Origin of the sequence: Arthrobacter burdickii (assembly GCF_030433645.1) — a bacterium.
GTDB classification, from domain to species: domain Bacteria; phylum Actinomycetota; class Actinomycetes; order Actinomycetales; family Micrococcaceae; genus Arthrobacter_D; species Arthrobacter_D burdickii.
Map to the genome: position 1 here is coordinate 379,928 of NZ_JAROCG010000002.1, position 17,335 is coordinate 397,262.

18 protein-coding genes are annotated in these 17,335 nt (G+C 69.8%); 9 read left to right on the top strand and 9 right to left on the bottom strand.

The annotated features are described in order from the left end of the window. Positions 1–23: 23 nt before the first annotated feature. Positions 24–767 carry an MBL fold metallo-hydrolase gene (locus P5G52_RS16335; RefSeq protein WP_301229468.1) on the bottom strand — a complete coding sequence of 248 codons (744 nt, stop codon included), beginning with the start codon at positions 765–767 and terminating at the stop codon, positions 24–26. A 188-nt stretch (positions 768–955) separates the two neighbouring features. Here P5G52_RS16335 and P5G52_RS16340 point away from each other — a divergent pair, with 188 nt between their 5' ends. Next, positions 956–1,237, top strand: coding sequence for a hypothetical protein (locus tag P5G52_RS16340; RefSeq protein ID WP_301229470.1), 282 nt, complete (start codon positions 956–958; stop codon positions 1,235–1,237). 104 nt (positions 1,238–1,341) lie between these two features. Here the strand turns inward: P5G52_RS16340 and P5G52_RS16345 are convergent, their stop codons facing one another. Together P5G52_RS16345 and P5G52_RS16350 are read right to left on the bottom strand one after the other, a co-directional pair. Further along, positions 1,342–2,097: an SOS response-associated peptidase gene (locus P5G52_RS16345; protein ID WP_301229472.1), complete on the bottom strand. Its 756-nt coding sequence runs from the start codon at positions 2,095–2,097 to the stop codon at positions 1,342–1,344. Between the two features lie 68 nt (positions 2,098–2,165). Beyond that, on the bottom strand, positions 2,166–2,576 hold the full coding sequence (locus P5G52_RS16350; RefSeq protein WP_301229474.1) for a hypothetical protein: 411 nt from the start codon (positions 2,574–2,576) through the stop codon (positions 2,166–2,168). A 264-nt stretch (positions 2,577–2,840) separates the two neighbouring features. Between P5G52_RS16350 and P5G52_RS16355 the strand changes: the two genes are divergently transcribed. Next, entirely contained in the window at positions 2,841–3,779 is a 939-nt protein-coding gene (locus P5G52_RS16355; RefSeq protein WP_301229476.1) for a phosphodiesterase, read from the top strand. An 11-nt stretch (positions 3,780–3,790) separates the two neighbouring features. Here the strand turns inward: P5G52_RS16355 and P5G52_RS16360 are convergent, their stop codons facing one another. The 4 genes from P5G52_RS16360 to P5G52_RS16375 all read right to left on the bottom strand — a co-directional run bounded on the left by P5G52_RS16360 (position 3,791) and on the right by P5G52_RS16375 (position 7,913). Next, positions 3,791–4,591, bottom strand: coding sequence for an MSMEG_6728 family protein (locus P5G52_RS16360; RefSeq protein WP_301229478.1), 801 nt, complete (start codon positions 4,589–4,591; stop codon positions 3,791–3,793). A 42-nt stretch (positions 4,592–4,633) separates the two neighbouring features. After that, positions 4,634–6,049 (bottom strand): stealth family protein, encoded by a 1,416-nt coding sequence (locus P5G52_RS16365; RefSeq protein ID WP_435868710.1) that lies wholly within the window; start codon positions 6,047–6,049, stop codon positions 4,634–4,636. A gap of 432 nt (positions 6,050–6,481) precedes the next feature. Next, positions 6,482–7,231: a potassium channel family protein gene (locus P5G52_RS16370; protein WP_301229480.1), complete on the bottom strand. Its 750-nt coding sequence runs from the start codon at positions 7,229–7,231 to the stop codon at positions 6,482–6,484. 46 nt (positions 7,232–7,277) lie between these two features. Continuing rightward, positions 7,278–7,913, bottom strand: coding sequence for a DUF1684 domain-containing protein (locus tag P5G52_RS16375; RefSeq protein WP_301229482.1), 636 nt, complete (start codon positions 7,911–7,913; stop codon positions 7,278–7,280). Between the two features lie 74 nt (positions 7,914–7,987). Between P5G52_RS16375 and P5G52_RS16380 the strand changes: the two genes are divergently transcribed. Beyond that, positions 7,988–8,740 carry a sulfite exporter TauE/SafE family protein gene (locus P5G52_RS16380; RefSeq protein ID WP_301229484.1) on the top strand — a complete coding sequence of 251 codons (753 nt, stop codon included), beginning with the start codon at positions 7,988–7,990 and terminating at the stop codon, positions 8,738–8,740. Between the two features lie 80 nt (positions 8,741–8,820). Next, entirely contained in the window at positions 8,821–10,101 is a 1,281-nt protein-coding gene (locus P5G52_RS16385; protein ID WP_301229486.1) for a cell division protein PerM, read from the top strand. Positions 10,102–10,164: 63 nt separating this feature from the next. Here the strand turns inward: P5G52_RS16385 and P5G52_RS16390 are convergent, their stop codons facing one another. Continuing rightward, positions 10,165–10,620: a hypothetical protein gene (locus P5G52_RS16390; RefSeq protein ID WP_301229488.1), complete on the bottom strand. Its 456-nt coding sequence runs from the start codon at positions 10,618–10,620 to the stop codon at positions 10,165–10,167. A gap of 56 nt (positions 10,621–10,676) precedes the next feature. Here P5G52_RS16390 and purN point away from each other — a divergent pair, with 56 nt between their 5' ends. The 3 genes from purN to P5G52_RS16405 all read left to right on the top strand — a co-directional run bounded on the left by purN (position 10,677) and on the right by P5G52_RS16405 (position 12,960). After that, on the top strand, positions 10,677–11,255 hold the full coding sequence (gene purN / locus P5G52_RS16395; protein WP_301229490.1) for a phosphoribosylglycinamide formyltransferase: 579 nt from the start codon (positions 10,677–10,679) through the stop codon (positions 11,253–11,255). Position 11,256: 1 nt separating this feature from the next. Next, the gene (corA, locus tag P5G52_RS16400; RefSeq protein ID WP_301229492.1) at positions 11,257–12,270 is read left to right on the top strand and encodes a magnesium/cobalt transporter CorA; all 1,014 of its coding nucleotides are present in this window, start codon (positions 11,257–11,259) and stop codon (positions 12,268–12,270) included. Between the two features lie 87 nt (positions 12,271–12,357). Further along, positions 12,358–12,960 (top strand): DUF6318 family protein, encoded by a 603-nt coding sequence (locus P5G52_RS16405; protein ID WP_301229494.1) that lies wholly within the window; start codon positions 12,358–12,360, stop codon positions 12,958–12,960. A 72-nt stretch (positions 12,961–13,032) separates the two neighbouring features. On the opposite strand, the gene P5G52_RS16410 is transcribed toward P5G52_RS16405, so the two are convergent. Further along, on the bottom strand, positions 13,033–14,385 hold the full coding sequence (locus P5G52_RS16410) for an MFS transporter (RefSeq protein ID WP_301229496.1): 1,353 nt from the start codon (positions 14,383–14,385) through the stop codon (positions 13,033–13,035). A 183-nt stretch (positions 14,386–14,568) separates the two neighbouring features. On the opposite strand from P5G52_RS16410, the gene P5G52_RS16415 reads away from it, so the two are divergent. Both P5G52_RS16415 and purH read left to right on the top strand, forming a co-directional pair. Then, positions 14,569–15,528 carry a DUF559 domain-containing protein gene (locus P5G52_RS16415; protein ID WP_301229498.1) on the top strand — a complete coding sequence of 320 codons (960 nt, stop codon included), beginning with the start codon at positions 14,569–14,571 and terminating at the stop codon, positions 15,526–15,528. A gap of 182 nt (positions 15,529–15,710) precedes the next feature. After that, positions 15,711–17,315, top strand: coding sequence for a bifunctional phosphoribosylaminoimidazolecarboxamide formyltransferase/IMP cyclohydrolase (gene purH / locus P5G52_RS16420; RefSeq protein ID WP_301229500.1), 1,605 nt, complete (start codon positions 15,711–15,713; stop codon positions 17,313–17,315). The last annotated feature ends 20 nt before the right edge of the window (positions 17,316–17,335 follow it).

The window sequence follows — 17,335 nt, forward strand, 5'->3', positions numbered from 1 at the left end:
GGGTGTCGCCACGAGGAGCGCGCCTAGTGGCCGCCGACTGCGATAGCCTGCGCCACAGCGGTGTCCACGCCGGCGCTCCAGGGGAAGCCGTGTCCCGGCAGCACGGTCCGGGCCCCGGTGGAGCGCAGCCCCTCGAGGGAGCGCAGGGCCGTCGCGGTGTCGGCGGTCGCCGCGCGCGCGACGACCTGCGGGCCGGGATGGCCGGTGTAGGGATCGAGCGTCACCAGCGCGTCCCCGCTGATCACGGACTCGCGGTCGGGGAAGTGCAGGGCGCAGTGGCCCTTCGTGTGCCCGGGGGTCGGGACCAGGAGCGGCGAACCGGGCAGGGCCGCGGCGGCCTCGGGAGTGAGCGGGAGGGTGTCCGGAACCCCCTTGACGGCAAGTGCTCCCGCGGCGCTCATACGCAGCAGGCCGGGGATGGCGCGCGGATACCGCACCGGATACAGGAACGGGGAACGCTCGTGCTCGTAGCTGTACGGGTGGGCGGCGATGAAGGCGTCGTCGGGGTGGCAGTACACGGGGATGCCGTACTTCGTCCGGAGGTGCTCCGCCGTGCCCACGTGGTCGAAGTGACCGTGGGTCAGGACGACGGCGCGGATGTCCTGGATGGACCTCCCGATGCGGGAGAGTGCCTGCAGCAGCAGGGCCTTCGAGCGGGGCAGGCCGGTGTCCACCAGCAGGACGCCGTCGTCGTCCTCCACCAGGTAGACGTTGGTCCGCGCATGCTCCAGGTAATGGATCCCCGGGGCGATATCCGTCCTGATCATGCCTCTCCTTCCGTCGTCACCTGCGTCCGACCCTAGGCGCGGTGGAGCGCTGCAACAAGGGAGCACCCGTGCGGCCCCGCGGACTTCCCTTATTCCGCGCGCGTCGCTAGCTTGGGAGCCGGATGGACAGGACACGACGACGGTGCCGCTTCGGACGCGCGTCCGAAGCGTTCCCGGAAGGCACGGAGATGACGACGGGCATGGGTGAACACGAGCAGCGGCGCGGTACGTGCGCTGCTTTCCGCTCGACGGACCTGAGCCTCTACGATCTCTGGCTGCGGTACTTCAGCCTCGGCGGCAACGCGGGGGAGGAGGAGATCGACGCCTACCTCTACAGCTCCCTGTTGCTCCCGCCGTTCGAACGGGACATCCTCGCGCTCGCCGTCAACGAGTACATCGCCGACCTGCCGCCGGCTCCCCGGGCGACGTTCAGCGCGGAAAGGGCAGGACCCGGAGCCGAGCTGACCTGACATCGCGCAAGCCGCCCGGACCGAACCGGACCCGGAGCCGAACTGACCTGACATTGCGCGATCCGCCTGCAACGCGATCCGCCCGGCGCCAGATCCGCCCGGAGCTAGAGGAGCATCTGCTGCTCGCCGTCGGCCGTCACGTCTCCCGGGAGGGGCTCGATGAGATCCGGGCCGTTGTTCCGCACCGAGCCGACACGGGTCCCCACGCGGCGGGGGACGAGGTGCGGATCGGGGATGGCGTCGAGCAGTTCCTGGACGGCGGGGCGGGAGTCATTGCGCGGATCGAGCCAGTCGCCGCGCAGCACGGGCGGCACGATCACGGGTGTGCGGTCGTGGATCTCGCCGAGGGCATCGCTCGCCGGGCGGGTGATGATGGTGCAGCTCACCACCCAGGACCCCTGCGGGTGCTCCTCCGACGCCGTCCCCGGATCACGCCAGAACTCGTACAGGCCGGCGAAGCCGAGGGCGGCACCGTCGGGGTCGTGCAGGTAGAGGGGGGTCTTGGAGCCGTCGTCGTTCTTCCGCCACTCGTAGTACCCGTCCGCAGGGACGATCCCGCGGCGCTTGAGCGCGGCCGCCCGGAAGGACGGCTTCTCCAGGACGGTCTCGCTGCGGGCGTTGATCATGCGTGCGCCCACCGCTGCGGACTTCGCCCAGGAGGGGATCAGCCCCCAGCGCGCGGGTTCGAGCCGCCGCGTGAGCTCCCCGGTGTCCGGATCGAGCCGCTCGACGACGAGCTGGACGGTGTTCGTGGGTGCGACGTTCCACGAGGGTTCGACCTCGTCCACCAGCGCTTCATCGACGTCGAACGCGTCGATGAGGTCGGCCTTGTTCCCCGCGATGACGAAGCGTCCGCACATACCGAGGTCTCCTGTCTCCCTACGGAAGGAAGTAGCGTGGCCCTGCCGGCGGCAGGGCCACGACGGGCCTACTTCTTCTTGCTGTCGAGCAGGAGCGACAGTGCGACGCCCACGAGCCAGACGTCCTTCGCCACGGACGTGCCGTCCTGCGTCGGGCGGATGCCATCCTCCTGCGTGAGCTCCGGAGTCCTGAGGTACATGGTCATCATCCCCGTCGAGAAGGCGAGCAGGGCGAGGCCGGCCAGCTTGCTCGGGATGAACGGGGCAAGCAGCGCCGAGCCGATGGCGATCTCGGAGGCCGCCAGCGCCTTGCCGAACTGCTGCGCCTGGAGCTGGCCGATCTGCGGGAAGGCCTTGGCCGCCATGGCCTGCATGTATCCCGCGGACCCCTCGTCCAGGTTGGTCTTCCCGAGTCCGGAGTTGAGGATGAAGGCCCCCGTGGTGAGGCGGAGGGGGATGTGGCTGGGCCGGAATGCCATGATGCTTCCTTTCGCTGCGCGGTTGGTGCTTTGAGTGGAAGCCTACGACGCGTGCTGCCGCCCCGCCAGCGCTCCTGGGCGCCACGGCGGCCCTTGGCAATCGGTCCCGGGCCGGGTGCACGCCGGAGGAGGCGGGCGTCCCGCGAGGGCGCCGGTAGAAGTTTCCCTGATGTTCGCCGACCTGCCGGGGCGGGTTCAGGTGATCGGCAGGTGCCTCTGCTGGAATGGTGGGAGTCTGACCAACAGCTAGCGGAGTAGGTTCCCATGCACCCCCGGACAGCAGAACACCCCCGGCCACAGCACTTCCTCCTGCACCTGAGCGACACGCACCTCGTCGGCAGTGACGGCACGCTGTACGGGGCGGTGGACAGCGAGCAGCGCCTCCGGGAGCTGTTCGAGGACCTCGAGGCGTCGGGCGCGCGGCCGCAGGCGATCGTCTTCACCGGGGACCTCGCAGACAAGGGGGATCCGGGGGCATACGCGAAACTGCGGGCCATCGTCGATCCGGCAGCCGCCCGGCTTGGCGCCCGCGTCATCTGGGCCATGGGAAACCACGACGACCGCGCCGCCTTCCGGGCAGGCCTCCTCGACGGACAGCCCTCCTCCGCCCGTCCCGATGAGCCGGTGGACGCCGTCCACTTCGTCGACGGCCTGCGCATCATCGCCATGGACTCCACAGTCCCAGGGCACCACCACGGCGAGTTCACGACCGGCCAGCTGCGCTGGCTTGCCCATGAACTTTCGGTCCCGGCGCCCCACGGGACCATCCTCGCCCTGCACCACCCTCCCGTCCCCAGCGTCCAGGAGCTCGCCGCGCTGGTGGAACTGCGTGACCAGCGCTCGCTCGCCGACGTCGTCCGCGGCTCCGACGTGAGGACGATCCTCGCCGGCCACCTCCACTACTCGACGACGGCGATGTTCGCCGGCGTCCCCGTCTCGGTGGCGAGCGCCACCTGCTACACGCAGGACCTCCTGTTCGAGGCGGGCGGCACCCGCGGACAGGACGGCGCCCAGTCCTACAACCTGGTGCACGTGTACGAGGAGACCATCGTCCACTCGGTGGTCCCCGCCGGCCAGCACAGGTCCGTCGGAGAGGTGGTCCCACGGGAGGAAGCCCGGCGCCGGCTCGCGGCCCACAGCGTGACCATCGACGACGGAAGCAGGGCCCGCCGCCGGCTCACGTCGGCCGGAGGCCCCGGGTAGGAGGCCGGGCGTCAAGGCACCAGCGACCCGGGCAGGCCGACGGGGAAGAGCGTCCTCGGGTCCTGCAGCAGCGCGGGCGGGTCGAAATCGGAGCGCCGCAGCCAGCCGTGCAGCCGGGCCGGCCGCAGCAGTCCGTCCTCGTGCATGAGTACCGGGCCTACCCGCCCGGTGCGGAAGCGCTCGCCGTCGGGATCGGCGATCGCTACGGCGTCCCCCTCCTCGATGGCCTCCTCGAACGTATGGAGCTGCCGCTCCCACTTCGGGGCCGCGCGCCCGCTGGGCGGCTCGGGCGGCATGAGCAGCGTGGCGTCACCCTCCGGTGGATGCGACGCCGCCCGCCAGACCCACAGGCGCGGTCCCTCCGGCTCCGCGGGGATGCGCTCCTGCTCGGGGGAGGGCCAGTAGTACGGCAGGTCCTCGGGGACGCCCGGGAACCTGCTCCGGTAGATCTCCGGCGCCTTCTGGATCAGGTTGGACTGGTGGCTCACGTGGAAGGCCGGATCACCGAGCCAGGGCGGCATCGGCACGGCGGGATCGTCCAGGACGTGCGGGGCGAACTCCAGGATCTGCCGGTTCGTCGAGTCCGCATGGCCGCGGGAGACCCACTCGGCGACCATGGCCAGCCCGTAGACGGTCAGGGCGGGGACGTAGCCCATCCACATGCGGATCGCCGGGTGCTGCCGCCAGCCGTAGTCGGGGATCACGAGGGCGCGCAGAGCCTGCAGGGTCTCCACCCGCTGCTTGCCGAGCCTCGCCTGGTCCAGGACCGCGGCGCTCGCCGCGAAGTCGGGGTAGGGCAGGAAGGTCTGCATGCGGCCAGTCTTGCACGCGCCGCCGCAGCCGGCCCGGGAGGCTCAGATCTCCCAGGGGGCCTTGACCGGGAAGTACTTCTCGAGGAATTCGGTCACCAGGTGCGCCCGCTCCTCGGCCGGTACCTCGGGGAAGCTCCCGTCGTTCAGGCAGAAGAAGTCGTGGTTCCGCTTGTCGAGCAGCTTGTTGAGGCTCTTGAGCCCGGAGCGCATCGTCGTGTCCACGTACTTCACCCTCGCCATCTCCTGCGTCACCGCGCGGCCCGTCAGCAGGGCGTAGTAGTGGTACAGCGAGTTGGTGACCGAGATGTTGTCCTTGGCGCGGAAGCGGGATGCGGCGGTGGCGGCGAAATCGGCGGCGAACTCCGCCTCCATCTCGAGCAGGACGCTCTTCCGCAGGGGCGCCGCGGTGTGTTCGAGGTGCCGCGTTGTGATGCGGCCGAACCGCGCATGCAGCAGGCGCCGGTTGACGCGCGCCGCGTTCTCGAAACCGCTCCGCTCGGCGTCGTTCTCACCCAGACCGATGCGGGTGTCCGCCTCGATGAACTTGGTGATCCCGCCGGGGGAGAAGAACATGTCCGGTGCCACGGGACGCCCGAAGAACATGTCGTCGTTCGAGTAGAGGAAGTACTCGGACAGTCCGGGGATGTGCTGGAGCTGGGCTTCGACGGCCTGCGAGTTGTGCGTGGGCAGGACGGAGGGATCCCGGAAATGCTCATCCGACGGTACGAGCGTCACGGACGGGTGGTCGGCGAGCCACGCCGGGCGCTCGGAGTCGGTGGCGATGAAGATCCGGCGGATCCACGGCGCGAACATGTAGACCGAGCGCAGCGCGTACTTGAGTTCGTTGATCTGGCGGAAGCGGGCTTCGTGGTCGTCGCCTTCGCCCACCACCACGCCCTGCATCCGGGCGGCGCGGGCGGCACGGTACTCGGGGCTGCTGCCGTCCACCCACGAGAAGACGAGGTCGACCTCGAAGTCGATGTCCGTGGCGTGGTCGGCGAACATGTTGTCGATCGTGGGCCAGGTGAGGCCGTGGCGCTCGACCTTGCCGCGGACCACTTCGGCCGCCGGCAGCGCACGCCGGGTCAGGGAGTTCTCCACGGGCAGTTCGATCGTGGTCCCGCCGAGCGCCCAGAGTTCGATCTGCACACCGGCCGACGGTCCGTAGGTGAGGCCTCCCACCGGCTCGATGCGGGGGCGGAACAGGCGGAAAATGCGGGCCTTGCCGCTATGGGTGAGTTCCCCGTCACTGACCAGCAGTGTTGTCCGGCGCTTCGTGTCGACCGTGCGGGAGTAGAAGGGCTCGTCACGGCACGCCTCGACGAGCGCGGCGCGGAGGGCTTCACGGTCCTTGAGGTCGACGGCGATGACGGGGCGCTCGTCATTGCCGCGGACCAGGAGGAACCCGATGCCGGCCGTGTCCAGTGCCGAGCGGATGAACAGGAGGTCCTCCACCATCGCCTGGTGCGGTGTGCGGTCGGAGTTGATGAGGGTGAAGCGTCCCTTGACGGTCGTGATATCGGATCGGCCTTCGAGACGGGCTACCGCGGCGCGAGACGCAGATTCAAGGATCTCGGCTTCATTCTCCGGCTCTGGTGCACCGAAATAAATGTCGTGTTGGGTAACCAGGTCTGTAATCGGAGCCTCCGGAAATGTAGGTGGGTTTCTTTCCCATGATAGGGCCTGCAGGGACGCCGGGAATGCGAAGACGAACGATACCGCCTTGGCGCGATACAGTCCAGACCTCCGGCCGACAGGTTAGAGGTTGCGGCAAGCGGGGCGCACACTAACCTCGATCCTGACCCCTTCGGGCGGAGGGGAGGCCACCACCGGATGGAGGGCCGGTGAACGCCAGGCGAAATCCGGCCCGGTGCCCGCTACTCCTGGCTGCTACTCCTGTCCCGGGCGTCCCGGATGGGAGCCGTGGGCCAGTTGCCGCGTGAGGGTGTCGATCTGCAGGCTCACGCTCTTCAGCTGGTCCTGCATTCGGGCGTCCGATTCCGCGGTCTTCGCCTCCGCAGCGCGAGCCGTGGCGACGTTCTCGACCAGCCACGAGGCGAACGCCGCCGTCACGGCGCTCAGCACGCCGATGCCGCCGATCATCAGCCCGGCCGCCACGAGCCGTCCTGCACCCGTCACCGGGTAGTAGTCGCCGTAGCCGACCGAGGTCACGGTGGTCAGCGCCCACCAGAGCGCGTCCGGAAGGGTGAGGATGGTCGCGCCGGGGGCGTCCTGCTCGACGTCGAGCACCGCGAGCGCGCCCGCATAGCCGAGCACCGTCATGGCGCCGATGACGTACAGGACGATGTGCCCCCGCAGGGCGTTGCCGCCGGAGCGGTTGAGGATGCGCAGCAGCGGGAGGAGCCGCAGCAGCCGCAGGGGCCGCAGCATGGGCAGCAGCAGGATGACGAGTTCGTGCAGGTGCCGGACGAACCAGCGGCCGCGCTCCGGTGCGGACAGGAGGCTCACGAGGTAGTCGACGAGGAAGAGGGCCCAGACGCCCCAGATGATGCCCTCGAGGGCGCGGCCCAGGGCGGGCCCGGGCTGCAGCGTGACCTGCACCGAGTAGGCCACGAGATAGACGACGGCCGCGACGATCAGCGGCACCTCGGTGCGGCGCTGCCACTGGAGCTGCTTCATGGGACCCTGCTCATCGTTCCGTGCCCATTCCTGGGTGCTTGTGCGGTCAGTACTCACGGTAGAGCTCACCGACCGGGACGTCGTCCACGAGTCGGTTGTCCGGACCCGGCAGGGGGCAGGCCCACTCCTCGTCGTAGGCGCACGACGGGTTGTAGGCGAAGTTGAGGTCGACGACGAGACTGCCGGCAGCACGTCCCTCCCCGAGGTGCGCGCCCTTGACGGTGTCCAGGACGTAGCGCCCACCGCCATAGGTGCCGCCGGCTCTTCCTGCCGTTCCGTCCCGCAGCGGCAGGAAGAGCCCGCCCCCGTAGGAGGCGAGCCTCCACAGCGCGAGCTGTCCGAGCCCTGGCAGCAGGAGGGTGCCGAGGCGACGGAACGGCACGACGCCGTCCGTGCCGGTCCCCACGTCCATCACCTCGCCGGCTCCGTCGTCGTTCAGGACCGCCTCGAAGCGGAACGCCGGATCGTAGGGTGCGATCGCCAGTCCCGCGAAGGATGCCCTGGCGTCTTCCCGCAGGGCGGATGCCGGATGGTCGCGGAACAGCTCGTCGCGGCCCACCCTCCACAGGGCGTGGGCGGCTTCGGGCGACTCGGACACCGCACGGTCGCGGACGGCACTGTAGAGGCCGAAGACGCGCTGGCGCCAGTCTGCCGTAGCGAGGGCGGTGGTGAGGGCCGTCATGGGTTCAGGCTACCGCCGGTGCCGCCGTCCGCGGCAGGGCAGGGAGGGAGGCGGGGTTGCGTACTGTAGCTGGGGTGACTCTCGGCATCTTCTGCATCGTGCTGGCCTCCATCCTCGTGGGGGCCGTCGCGCAGCGCATCGCAGGCCTCGGCTTCGCCCTGCTGATCGCCCCGTTCCTCGTGATCATCCTCGGACCGCACGCAGGGGTCCTCCTCGTGAACATCTGCGGCGTCGTCTCCTCGAGCATCATCGTGGGCCGTGTCTGGAGGGACATCGACTGGAGCATGTTCCGCTGGCTCGTGGTCCCCTCCCTGTTCGGGTCGATTCCCGGCTCGATCCTCGCCGTGTCCGTCCCGTCGGCGCCCCTGTCGGTCACCGTCGGTGCCGTCGTGCTCGTGGCGCTCACCATCTCCCTGGTGCTCCAGCGGTCCGACGTCGTGGTGCGCGGCAACGTCCCGAAGGCCGTGGCGGGATTCACGGCCGGGGTCACGAACTCGATGGCAGGCGTGGGCGGTCCCGCCGTGAGCGCCTACGCCCTGCTGGCTCGGTGGCCGCAGCGGCCGTTCGCGGCCACGCTCCAGCCCTTCTTCGTCTGCATCGGCACCGTGACGCTGGTCGCGAAGCTGCTCCTCGACCCGTCCCAGGCCCCGGTCCTGGCGCCGTGGATGTGGATCGCGATCGGTGGAGCCATCGTGACCGGCATCTTCACGGGTGAGAAGCTCGCGCGGTTCGTCCGGGACGCCCAGGCGCGGCTCTTCGTCGTCGTGATCGCGTTCATCGGTGCAGGCCTGGCCGTCGTCAAGGGCCTCGCCGACATCCTGGGGTGACGGGCACCACGGTGCAGGGTCCGGCTCCGGCCCCGCGTCGCTCGGCTCCGACGGCGGCTGCCGATGGCACCATGGAAGGGATGAAACTCCCTCCCAAACCCCGTGCCCTTCCCATGCCCCTGTGGCTGCAGGGGGTGCTCGAGCTCGGCCAGTCCGCCGTGATCTCGGCACTGCTCGTAGCCGTCCCGGTAGCCGCGGTATGGCTGACCGGCGGGTTCGCGGACCGCGCGCCGGAGTCCGCCGCGCGCCTGGCCGGCCAGGCGTGGCTCGTCATGCACGGAGTACCGCTCGTCCTCCAGTTCCCGGCAGGCGTGGCCGGGGCCGACGCCGCGTCGGGCCTGCTCCACGTCCTTCCGCTCGGACTGATCCTGGTGCCGCTGCTGCTCGCCTGGCGGGCAGGACGCCGGCTCGCCCGGGCCTCCTACACGGACCAGCTGTGGCAGGCGTTCCTCGGCGCGATGGTGGCCTATGCCGCGATCGGTGCAGCCGTGGCCTACGCGTCCACCACCCCTGATGCCTCCGCTCCGCTGGCCGCCGGGGCCCTGATCCCGCCGGTGTCCGCGGCCATCGGCCTGATCACCGGTGCCTACCGCGAAGCGGGGGCCTGGAGCAGGCTGGTCGGCGTCGACTTCGCCGCCTGGGTGGGCCGCACGAGCCAGCACTCGCGGTGGGCAGGGTCCTACGCCTGGTCGATCCTCCGCTCGGGCTTTCTCGCGGTGATGGTCGCCGCATGCCTGTCGGCAGTGCTGCTCGCCGTCGCGATCGGGCTGAACTGGGCGGGTATCGCGGCGATCTACGAGCGGATCGACGGCGGGATCGCGGGTGCCACGATGGTGACCCTGTTCCAGCTCGGGCTCCTGCCCAACCTTGCGGTCTGGACGATGGCCTGGTCCACCGGGGCGGGATTCGCCCTCGGCACGGGCAGCTCGCTGACGCCGCTCGCCAGCACCGTGGGTCCGCTGCCGGCGCTGCCCATCCTGGGAGCCTTGCCGGCAGGGACGCTCGACTACGGCTACGCCGCGCTGGCCATCCCCGTCCTCGCCGGCCTCCTCGCAGGGTGGTGGTTCTTCCGGGACGGGGAGAACCACTTCGACGAGTGGCTCGTCCTCCGCAGCAGCCACCGGTGGCTGACCTCGACGGCCTCCACCCTGGCCCTCGCAGTGCTCATCGGCATCGCCGCGGGACTGGGCGGCGTCGTCGTCGCCCTCATCTCACGCGCCTCGCTCGGTCTCGGGCGCTTCACCGACCTCGGGCCGAATCCGCTGGCAGTCGGTCTGTGGCTCGCACTGGAGGTAGCCGTGGGCGCTGTCCTGGGCCACGCCGTCGGACCGCTGCTCGAGCGGGAGCCCCGGCGCCGCTGATCCCGCCGCTGATCCCGTCCGCCAGCGGGTGCGAGGTGCCGCCTGTACCCGGTGTTACCGCTGTTACCGGCCGACGTTCCCCTGCCCGAAGCCCTCGAGCCTTTGCAGGCCCTCCTGACAGTCGTCCCGCGCCTGCAGCGTCAGGGCCCGGGACATGCAGTCCTCGTAGTTCTGCGTGACAGGCCACAGGAGCACCGAGACGCCCGTGCCGGCCGTGAGGAACAGGGCGGCAGCCAGACCCAGGGATGTCGAGAGCACCACGAGCCGGGACAGCTTCGCGCCGATCGCCTTGACGAGGGCGACGACGCCGGCAGCCAGGGCGAACAGCGCCAGCACGAGCCCGAGAACCTTCCAGGGCAGCATCAGGCTGCTCGCCAGCGCTCCGCCGAAGAACGACAGCAGGAACAGGCGCAGCCACAATCCTGCGGACGCGATCCGCGCGCCCGCGGCGTCATCGGGGGCCTTGCGCCTGGTCTCCGCACTGCGCGACCCACCCGGTCCGGTGCCCTGCTCCCTCATCGTTCGTCCCTCGGCATGGTTCAACCCTAGGCGAGGCGAGACCCTAAGGTTGAACCATGCGCATCGTAGTCCTCGTCTCCGGAAGCGGATCGAACCTCCAGGCCGTGATCGACGCCGTCGCCGACGGCAGCCTCCCCGTGGCCATCGCCGCCGTCGGCGCCGACCGGCCCGGAACCGGCGGGGTGGAGCGGGCGCGGAACGCGGGGATCGCGTCCTTCGAGGTCGACTTCCGGCAGTACGACGACCGGGCGGACTGGAACCGGGCCCTCACCGAGGCCGTCGCCGCGCACAAGCCGGACTACGTGGTGTCCTCCGGGTTCATGCGGATCGTCGACCAGCACTTCCTCGACCGGTTCCCGAACCGCTACCTGAACACGCACCCCGCGCTGCTGCCCAGCTTTCCCGGCGCGCACGGCGTCCGCGACGCCCTGGCCTACGGCGTCAAGGTGACCGGCTGCACCGTCATGATCGCGGACGCCGGCGTGGACACCGGCCCCATCCTCGCCCAGGCTCCTGTCGCCGTCCTGCCGCACGACACGGAGGAGACCCTGCACGAGCGCATCAAGGTCGAGGAGCGCAGGCTCCTGATCGCGACCCTCGGATCGCTCGCCGCCGCCGGAACAGGCGCTGCCTGACATGCCCCTCGTCGCGAACGCCGTCTACGTCGCCGGGGAGAAGCGCATCCCCGAGACGCTCGACCAGACCTTCGAGATCATGCGCGAGAGCGGCGGCATGGGCTGGATCGGCCTGTACCGTCCCGAACGCGAGGAGATCCACGCCGTCGAGGAGGAGTTCGGGCTGCATCCCCTCGCCGTGGAGGACGCCACCAACGGACACCAGCGCGCCAAGCTCGAACGCTACGGGGACACGCTCTTCGTGGTGCTGCGGCCCGCCCGCTACCTCGACGCCGAGGAGAAGGTGGAGTTCGGTGAGCTGCACCTCTTCATCGGGAGCGACTTCGTCGTGACGATCCGGCATGCCGAGTCACCGGACCTCGGCATCGTGCGGAGGAGGCTCGAGGCCGATCCTGAGCTGCTCCACACCGGGCCGCAGGCCGTCCTGTACGCTCTGCTCGACCAGGTGGTCGACGAGTATGGGCCCGTGGTCCAGGGGCTCGAGAACGACATCGACGAGATCGAGGACGAGCTGTTCGGGGGAGCTCCCGACGTGTCGCGCAGGATCTACGAGCTGCACCGCGAGGTCATGGAGTTCCAGCGCGCCGCCCAGCCCCTGCAGGCCATGATGGAGGCGCTCCTGCTCGGGTCCGAGAAGTATCGGATGGACCCCGAACTGGCCCGCAGCCTCCGCGACGTCCAGGACCACGTGATCCGCGTCGTCGAGCGCGTCAACACGTTCCGTGCGCTGCTGCAGAACGCCCTGACCGTCCACACCACGCTCGTGGCGCAGCGCCAGAACGAGGAGATGACGCGCCTGACGGAGACGTCCCTGACGCAGGGCGAGGAAGTGAAGCGCATCTCCTCGTGGGCCGCGATCCTCTTCGCGCCCACCCTCATCGCCTCGATCTACGGCATGAACTTCGACGTGATGCCCGAGCTGCACTGGGCTCTGGGGTACCCGTTCGCCCTCCTCCTCATGGTGGGCATGGGTCTGGGCCTCTATGGGATCTTCAAGCGCAACGACTGGCTCTAGGACGCTCCCGCCATAAGTTGCCTCGGGCACCGGTAAGGTGGGGGAGGCCTTTGGCCACCTCTGCTCTCGAACACCGTTGGGACCCCCATGAACTCTCTCCGCATCGCGGCCACCGCCGCCCTCGCCCTGCTGGCACTCACCTCCTGTGCCGGCACCTCCGAATCCCCGGCAGCCGCCCCCTCGCCCGCCGCGCCCTCGCCCGCGAGTTCGTCGTCGGCCGCCGTCAACATCCAGCAGCCGCCGAGCAACGACCTCGTCGGCGACGTCAGCCCTGAAGGAGCCCGTGCGTTCCTCTACTACTACTTCGACCTGAAGGCCTACGTCCTCCAGACCGGAGATGCGCCCGCGATGCTCGAGGTCCTTGACGGGGCTGCGGGCGAGCAGGCCGAAGCGGAACGGCTCCAGGCCGTGTACGACGGCGGCGGCTGGGTGCTCGGCGGGCAGCCGAAGGTGGAGAACGTCTACCTCACCACGCCGGAGGAGGAGGTCGCGGAGGGCGTCGACGTCACCGCCCTGATTCCCGTCAACCCGGACGCGTACACCGAGTTCTCCGAGGACGGTTCGATCACCGAGCAGCGTCCCTTCTCCCCGAACGGGACCATCTACAGCGCCACGATCCGTTACGCCGACGGGGCCTGGAAGGTCACTGCGCTTGAGGAGACCCCGGACGCGGAACTGCCCGAGGCCTGATGCCCGGTACGATCCCGGCGAAATGACGAAAGAGGTGCCACCGTGGTGGCACCTCTTTCGTCGTCGTACGGGTCAGCGCAGCTTGGCGCTCCGCGTCTCCGGCGCATTGAAGGCCATGAAGACGACCGCGAGGACCACGAGCGCGCCGGTCAGGGCGAAGGTGAGCGGGAGGCCGAGGGCGGGCCACAGCAGGGTGCCGAAGATCAGCGGCACGAGGCCCGCGCCGATCCGCGAGATGGTCGACGCCCAGCCGAAGCCGCTGCCCCGCAGTTCTGTCGGGTACAGCTCCGACACGTAGGTGTACAGGACGGGGATGGCCACCTGCACCACGAAGCCGAAGCCCAGCAGCCAGGCCGTTGCGACGGCCGGCAGGTCGAGCATGAGCGCGAAGACCACCAGGATGGCTGCAGACGCCGGACCCGTGATGGCCAGGAGCCACTTGCGGCCCACGCGCTCCACGAGGAGCGCCGCGGCGATCACGCCGAGGAAGCCGACGCCGGTCATGAACGTCGTCGTGATGAACGCGACCGACTGCGCGTAGCCGGAGGCGATCAGGATGCGCGGCATCCACGTGAGCGCCCCGTAGTACACGAGCAGGATGGTCAGGAACAGGCTCCACGCGGTCAGGGTGATACGCCAGTTGTAGCGCCACAGCCCTGTGAGCTGGCCCGAGATGCTGCCGAGGGACAGCCGTGGCGTCTCCTCCGGATCCGGCAGCCGCCAGGCGCGCTGCTCACCACCCGTCCTAGCCACGAGGTCGTCGATGACGGCCCGGGCCTCCTCCCGCCGGCCGCGCTGCACGAGGTAGAGCGGCGATTCGGGGACCCCGCGCCGCACCCAGAACACGAGGAGTGCGGGAAGGACCATCACGAGCATCGCGTAGCGCCAGTCGCCGAACTGCGCGACGACCGCCGTCGTGACCGCCCCGCACAGGAAGGCGCCCACCGGCCACCAGGCGTCCATCGCCGTGAGGACCCGGCCGCGCTGGCGGCGCGGCGTGAACTCGCCCACGAGCGCGTAATCCACGGGGATGCACCCGCCGAGGCCGAATCCGGCGAGGAACCGGAAAATGCAGAACCAGACGATGTCGGGTGAGAACGCCCCGAGCACCGTGAAGACCGAGAAGACGAGCAGGGTGAGGGTGAACGCCCTCTTGCGCCCGATGATGTCCGCGACAGACCCCCAGGCGAAGGCGCCGACGGCCATGCCGATGAGGTTCGATGTCGCGATCGACCCCGCCTGTCCGGGGGACAGCCCCCAGTCGCCGATCAGCAGCGGGATCAGGTAGGCGTTGAGGGTGACGTCCCAGGCGTCGAACATGAAGCCGAGGCCGCCGATGAGGAAGATCCTTCCCTGGACCTTCCATCGCCACGGGAGGTCCTGCACCACCTGGTCGCCGGTGGGGAGCTGGGTATTGATGCTCATGATGCCTTTGAAGAGGGGCCGGGTACTGCGAGAACTGTACCGCCAGCGCGCCCGCCCGCCGAAAGGACAGAAATGACCACCAAAGGGCTCATCCACCAGTATTTTCTGTCGTCTCGACGCGAATGGCCGTGCTGCTCCTGTGGAGAACATCGAGGTACCTCAGGAACCGCCCACGATGAGGTGATGCAACCGGATCCCCACGACGCGGCCCTGATGCGTCTGACCGCACAGCGGTGTTTTTCCGTGGAGGCCGCCAGGGACCTCGGCCTGCCCGACCACATCCTGCGTCGTGCGCTGTACCGGCGATCATCCCGGAGCCTCCGCTTCCTCGATGCTGCTCCGGCGGAGCTGTCCGACATCGTGGCATGCCTCGGGTCGCTGACACCGGGCACGGCCGCGAGCCACGAGACGGCGGCACTGCTGTGGGGGCTGCCTCTACCGCTTCGGCCCGACGATGCCCCACTTCATCTCACGCGGCCCGTTGGAGCTTCTCGGCCCCGGCGGGCAGGCGTCGTCGGTCACGTCTCCGCGTTGCGCGACGGCGACGTCGTGATGGTCTATGGCGTGCCGCTCACCTCTCCGGCACGCACATGGTGCGACCTCTCTGCGCACCTGGCGCTTCCCGACCTCGTCGCCGCGGGTGACGCGTTGCTCCGGCGCCCCGATGCACCCCGGCGGCCGGCCGCCATCAACCTGCCGGATCCGCTGTGCAGCGTTGCTGCGCTCACCGCGGCACTGCTTCCCCGGGCTGGAGCTCGTGGCATGGCCACGGCTCACGCCGCGCTGCCGCTTCTTCGGGCGGGAGTCGATTCCGCGCCGGAAAGCCTGCTCCGCCTGCTCATCGTCGCTGCCGGGCTGCCGGAGCCGGAGGTCAATGAGTGGATCACGGACGACGCCGGTCGCCGGGTCTCGCGGCCGGACCTCCAGTACCGCGTCCAGCGCCTAGCCCTCGAGTACGAAGGGGAGCACCACCTCACGGATCCGCGGCAATGGGCGCGGGACATCGATCGGGACGACCGGCTCCGTGCACTGGGCTGGACCGTCCTGCGCTTCACGAAGCGTCATCTGGGTGCAGGGAGGGAGGATGCCCTGGCACGGATCAGCCAGGCGCTGACTCGTTGTGCCGTACCCGATCAGACGTGAGCTTTGTGGGCGGCGCTCCTCCTGCTTCCGCCGAGAGGACAGAAATGACCTCCGGATCGCCTATTCGCCGGTCTTTTCTGTCCTCTCGAGCGTCCCGGGGCCCAGGAGGCCTCACAGCACGACAAACACCACACCTATAGACTTGCAGCGACCCCCAGCGAAGCGACCTGACGGAGATCTGCGTGAGCCTCACCCACCTTGACCGTGTCCCCATCCGTCGAGCACTCATCTCGGTGTTCGACAAGACCGGCCTGGAGGAGCTGGCGCAGGGCCTGCACCGCGCAGGCGTCTCCATCGTCTCGACGGGCTCGACCGCGCAGCGGATCGCCGCCGCAGGCGTGCCGGTGACCGAGGTCTCCGAGGTGACAGGGTTCTCCGAGACCCTCGACGGCCGGGTGAAGACCCTTCACCCCAAGGTCCACGCGGGCATCCTCGCCGACCGCCGGCGTCAGGAGCACATCGACCAGCTCGCCGAACTCGAGATCGAGGCCTTCGACCTCGTGGTCGTGAACCTCTACCCCTTCGTCGAGACGGTGCGGTCGGGCGCGGAGCCGGACGCCGTCGTCGAGCAGATCGACATCGGCGGGCCCGCGATGGTCCGGTCAGCGGCCAAGAACCACCCGTCGGTCGCCGTCGTCGTCGATCCCGGCGCATACCCCGACGTGGTCACGGCTGCCGCGGAAGGCGGGTTCGACCTGAAGGCACGACGCCGGTTGGCTGCGCTCGCCTTCGCGCACACCGCCGCCTACGACACCGCGGTGGCGTCCTGGACTGCCGAGCAGTTCGAGACGGACGACGACGCCTTCGCCTGGCCCGGCTACGCGGGCCTCGCACTCGAGCGTTCCGAGGTGCTGCGCTACGGCGAGAACCCCCACCAGCAGGCGGCGCTGTACGTGGAGAAGGGCGCGACGCCAGGCATCGCCCAGGCGGACCAGCTCCACGGCAAGGCGATGAGCTACAACAACTTCGTCGACGCCGACGCGGCCCTCCGCGCGGCCTTCGACTTCGACGAACCCGCCGTCGCGATCATCAAGCACGCCAACCCCTGCGGCGTCGCCGTCGGCTCCGCCGATGCGGAGGATCCCATCGCGGACGCCCACGCCAAGGCCCACGCCTGCGACCCGGTGTCCGCGTTCGGCGGCGTCATCGCCGCGAACCGGGAGGTCACCGCGGGCATGGCCACGACGGTGAAGGACATCTTCACGGAGGTCGTGATCGCGCCGTCGTTCTCGGCCGAGGCGGTCGAGATCCTCTCGCAGAAGAAGAACATCCGCCTGCTGACCCTGCCCGAGGGCTACGGGCGGAACCCCGTAGAATTCCGCCAGGTCTCCGGGGGTGTGCTGATGCAGGTCGCCGACAGGCTCGACGCCGACGGCGACGACCCCGCCGGCTGGACGCTCGCGGCCGGAGACGCGGCCGACGACGCCACGCTCGCCGACCTCAGCTTTGCCTGGAAGGCGTGCCGCGCTGCGAAGTCCAACGCCATCCTGCTGGCGCGCGACGGTGCGTCCGTCGGCGTCGGCATGGGCCAGGTCAACCGTGTCGACTCCTGCCGCCTCGCCGTCGAGCGGGCCAACACCCTCGCCGACACCGAGCGCGCGCGGGGCTCCGTCGCGGCGTCCGATGCCTTCTTCCCCTTCGCCGACGGACTCCAGATCCTGGTCGACGCCGGCGTCCGCGCCGTCGTCCAGCCGGGCGGTTCGGTGCGCGACCAGGAAGTGATCGACGCGGCGAACGCGGCCGGCGTGACGCTGTACCTCACCGGGGCCCGCCACTTCTTCCACTGATGATTCCCGCAGGACGCCGG

Coding starts and splice junctions, on each gene's coding strand:
- P5G52_RS16335 (WP_301229468.1), bottom strand. CDS start 767: ATGATCAGGACGGATATCGCCCCGGGGATCCATTACCTGGAGCATGCG.
- P5G52_RS16340 (WP_301229470.1), top strand. CDS start 956: ATGACGACGGGCATGGGTGAACACGAGCAGCGGCGCGGTACGTGCGCT.
- P5G52_RS16345 (WP_301229472.1), bottom strand. CDS start 2,097: ATGTGCGGACGCTTCGTCATCGCGGGGAACAAGGCCGACCTCATCGAC.
- P5G52_RS16350 (WP_301229474.1), bottom strand. CDS start 2,576: ATGGCATTCCGGCCCAGCCACATCCCCCTCCGCCTCACCACGGGGGCC.
- P5G52_RS16355 (WP_301229476.1), top strand. CDS start 2,841: ATGCACCCCCGGACAGCAGAACACCCCCGGCCACAGCACTTCCTCCTG.
- P5G52_RS16360 (WP_301229478.1), bottom strand. CDS start 4,591: ATGCAGACCTTCCTGCCCTACCCCGACTTCGCGGCGAGCGCCGCGGTC.
- P5G52_RS16365 (WP_435868710.1), bottom strand. CDS start 6,049: ATGGTGGAGGACCTCCTGTTCATCCGCTCGGCACTGGACACGGCCGGC.
- P5G52_RS16370 (WP_301229480.1), bottom strand. CDS start 7,231: ATGAAGCAGCTCCAGTGGCAGCGCCGCACCGAGGTGCCGCTGATCGTC.
- P5G52_RS16375 (WP_301229482.1), bottom strand. CDS start 7,913: ATGACGGCCCTCACCACCGCCCTCGCTACGGCAGACTGGCGCCAGCGC.
- P5G52_RS16385 (WP_301229486.1), top strand. CDS start 8,821: ATGAAACTCCCTCCCAAACCCCGTGCCCTTCCCATGCCCCTGTGGCTG.
- P5G52_RS16390 (WP_301229488.1), bottom strand. CDS start 10,620: ATGAGGGAGCAGGGCACCGGACCGGGTGGGTCGCGCAGTGCGGAGACC.
- purN (WP_301229490.1), top strand. CDS start 10,677: ATGCGCATCGTAGTCCTCGTCTCCGGAAGCGGATCGAACCTCCAGGCC.
- corA (WP_301229492.1), top strand. CDS start 11,257: ATGCCCCTCGTCGCGAACGCCGTCTACGTCGCCGGGGAGAAGCGCATC.
- P5G52_RS16405 (WP_301229494.1), top strand. CDS start 12,358: ATGAACTCTCTCCGCATCGCGGCCACCGCCGCCCTCGCCCTGCTGGCA.
- P5G52_RS16410 (WP_301229496.1), bottom strand. CDS start 14,385: ATGAGCATCAATACCCAGCTCCCCACCGGCGACCAGGTGGTGCAGGAC.
- P5G52_RS16415 (WP_301229498.1), top strand. CDS start 14,569: ATGCAACCGGATCCCCACGACGCGGCCCTGATGCGTCTGACCGCACAG.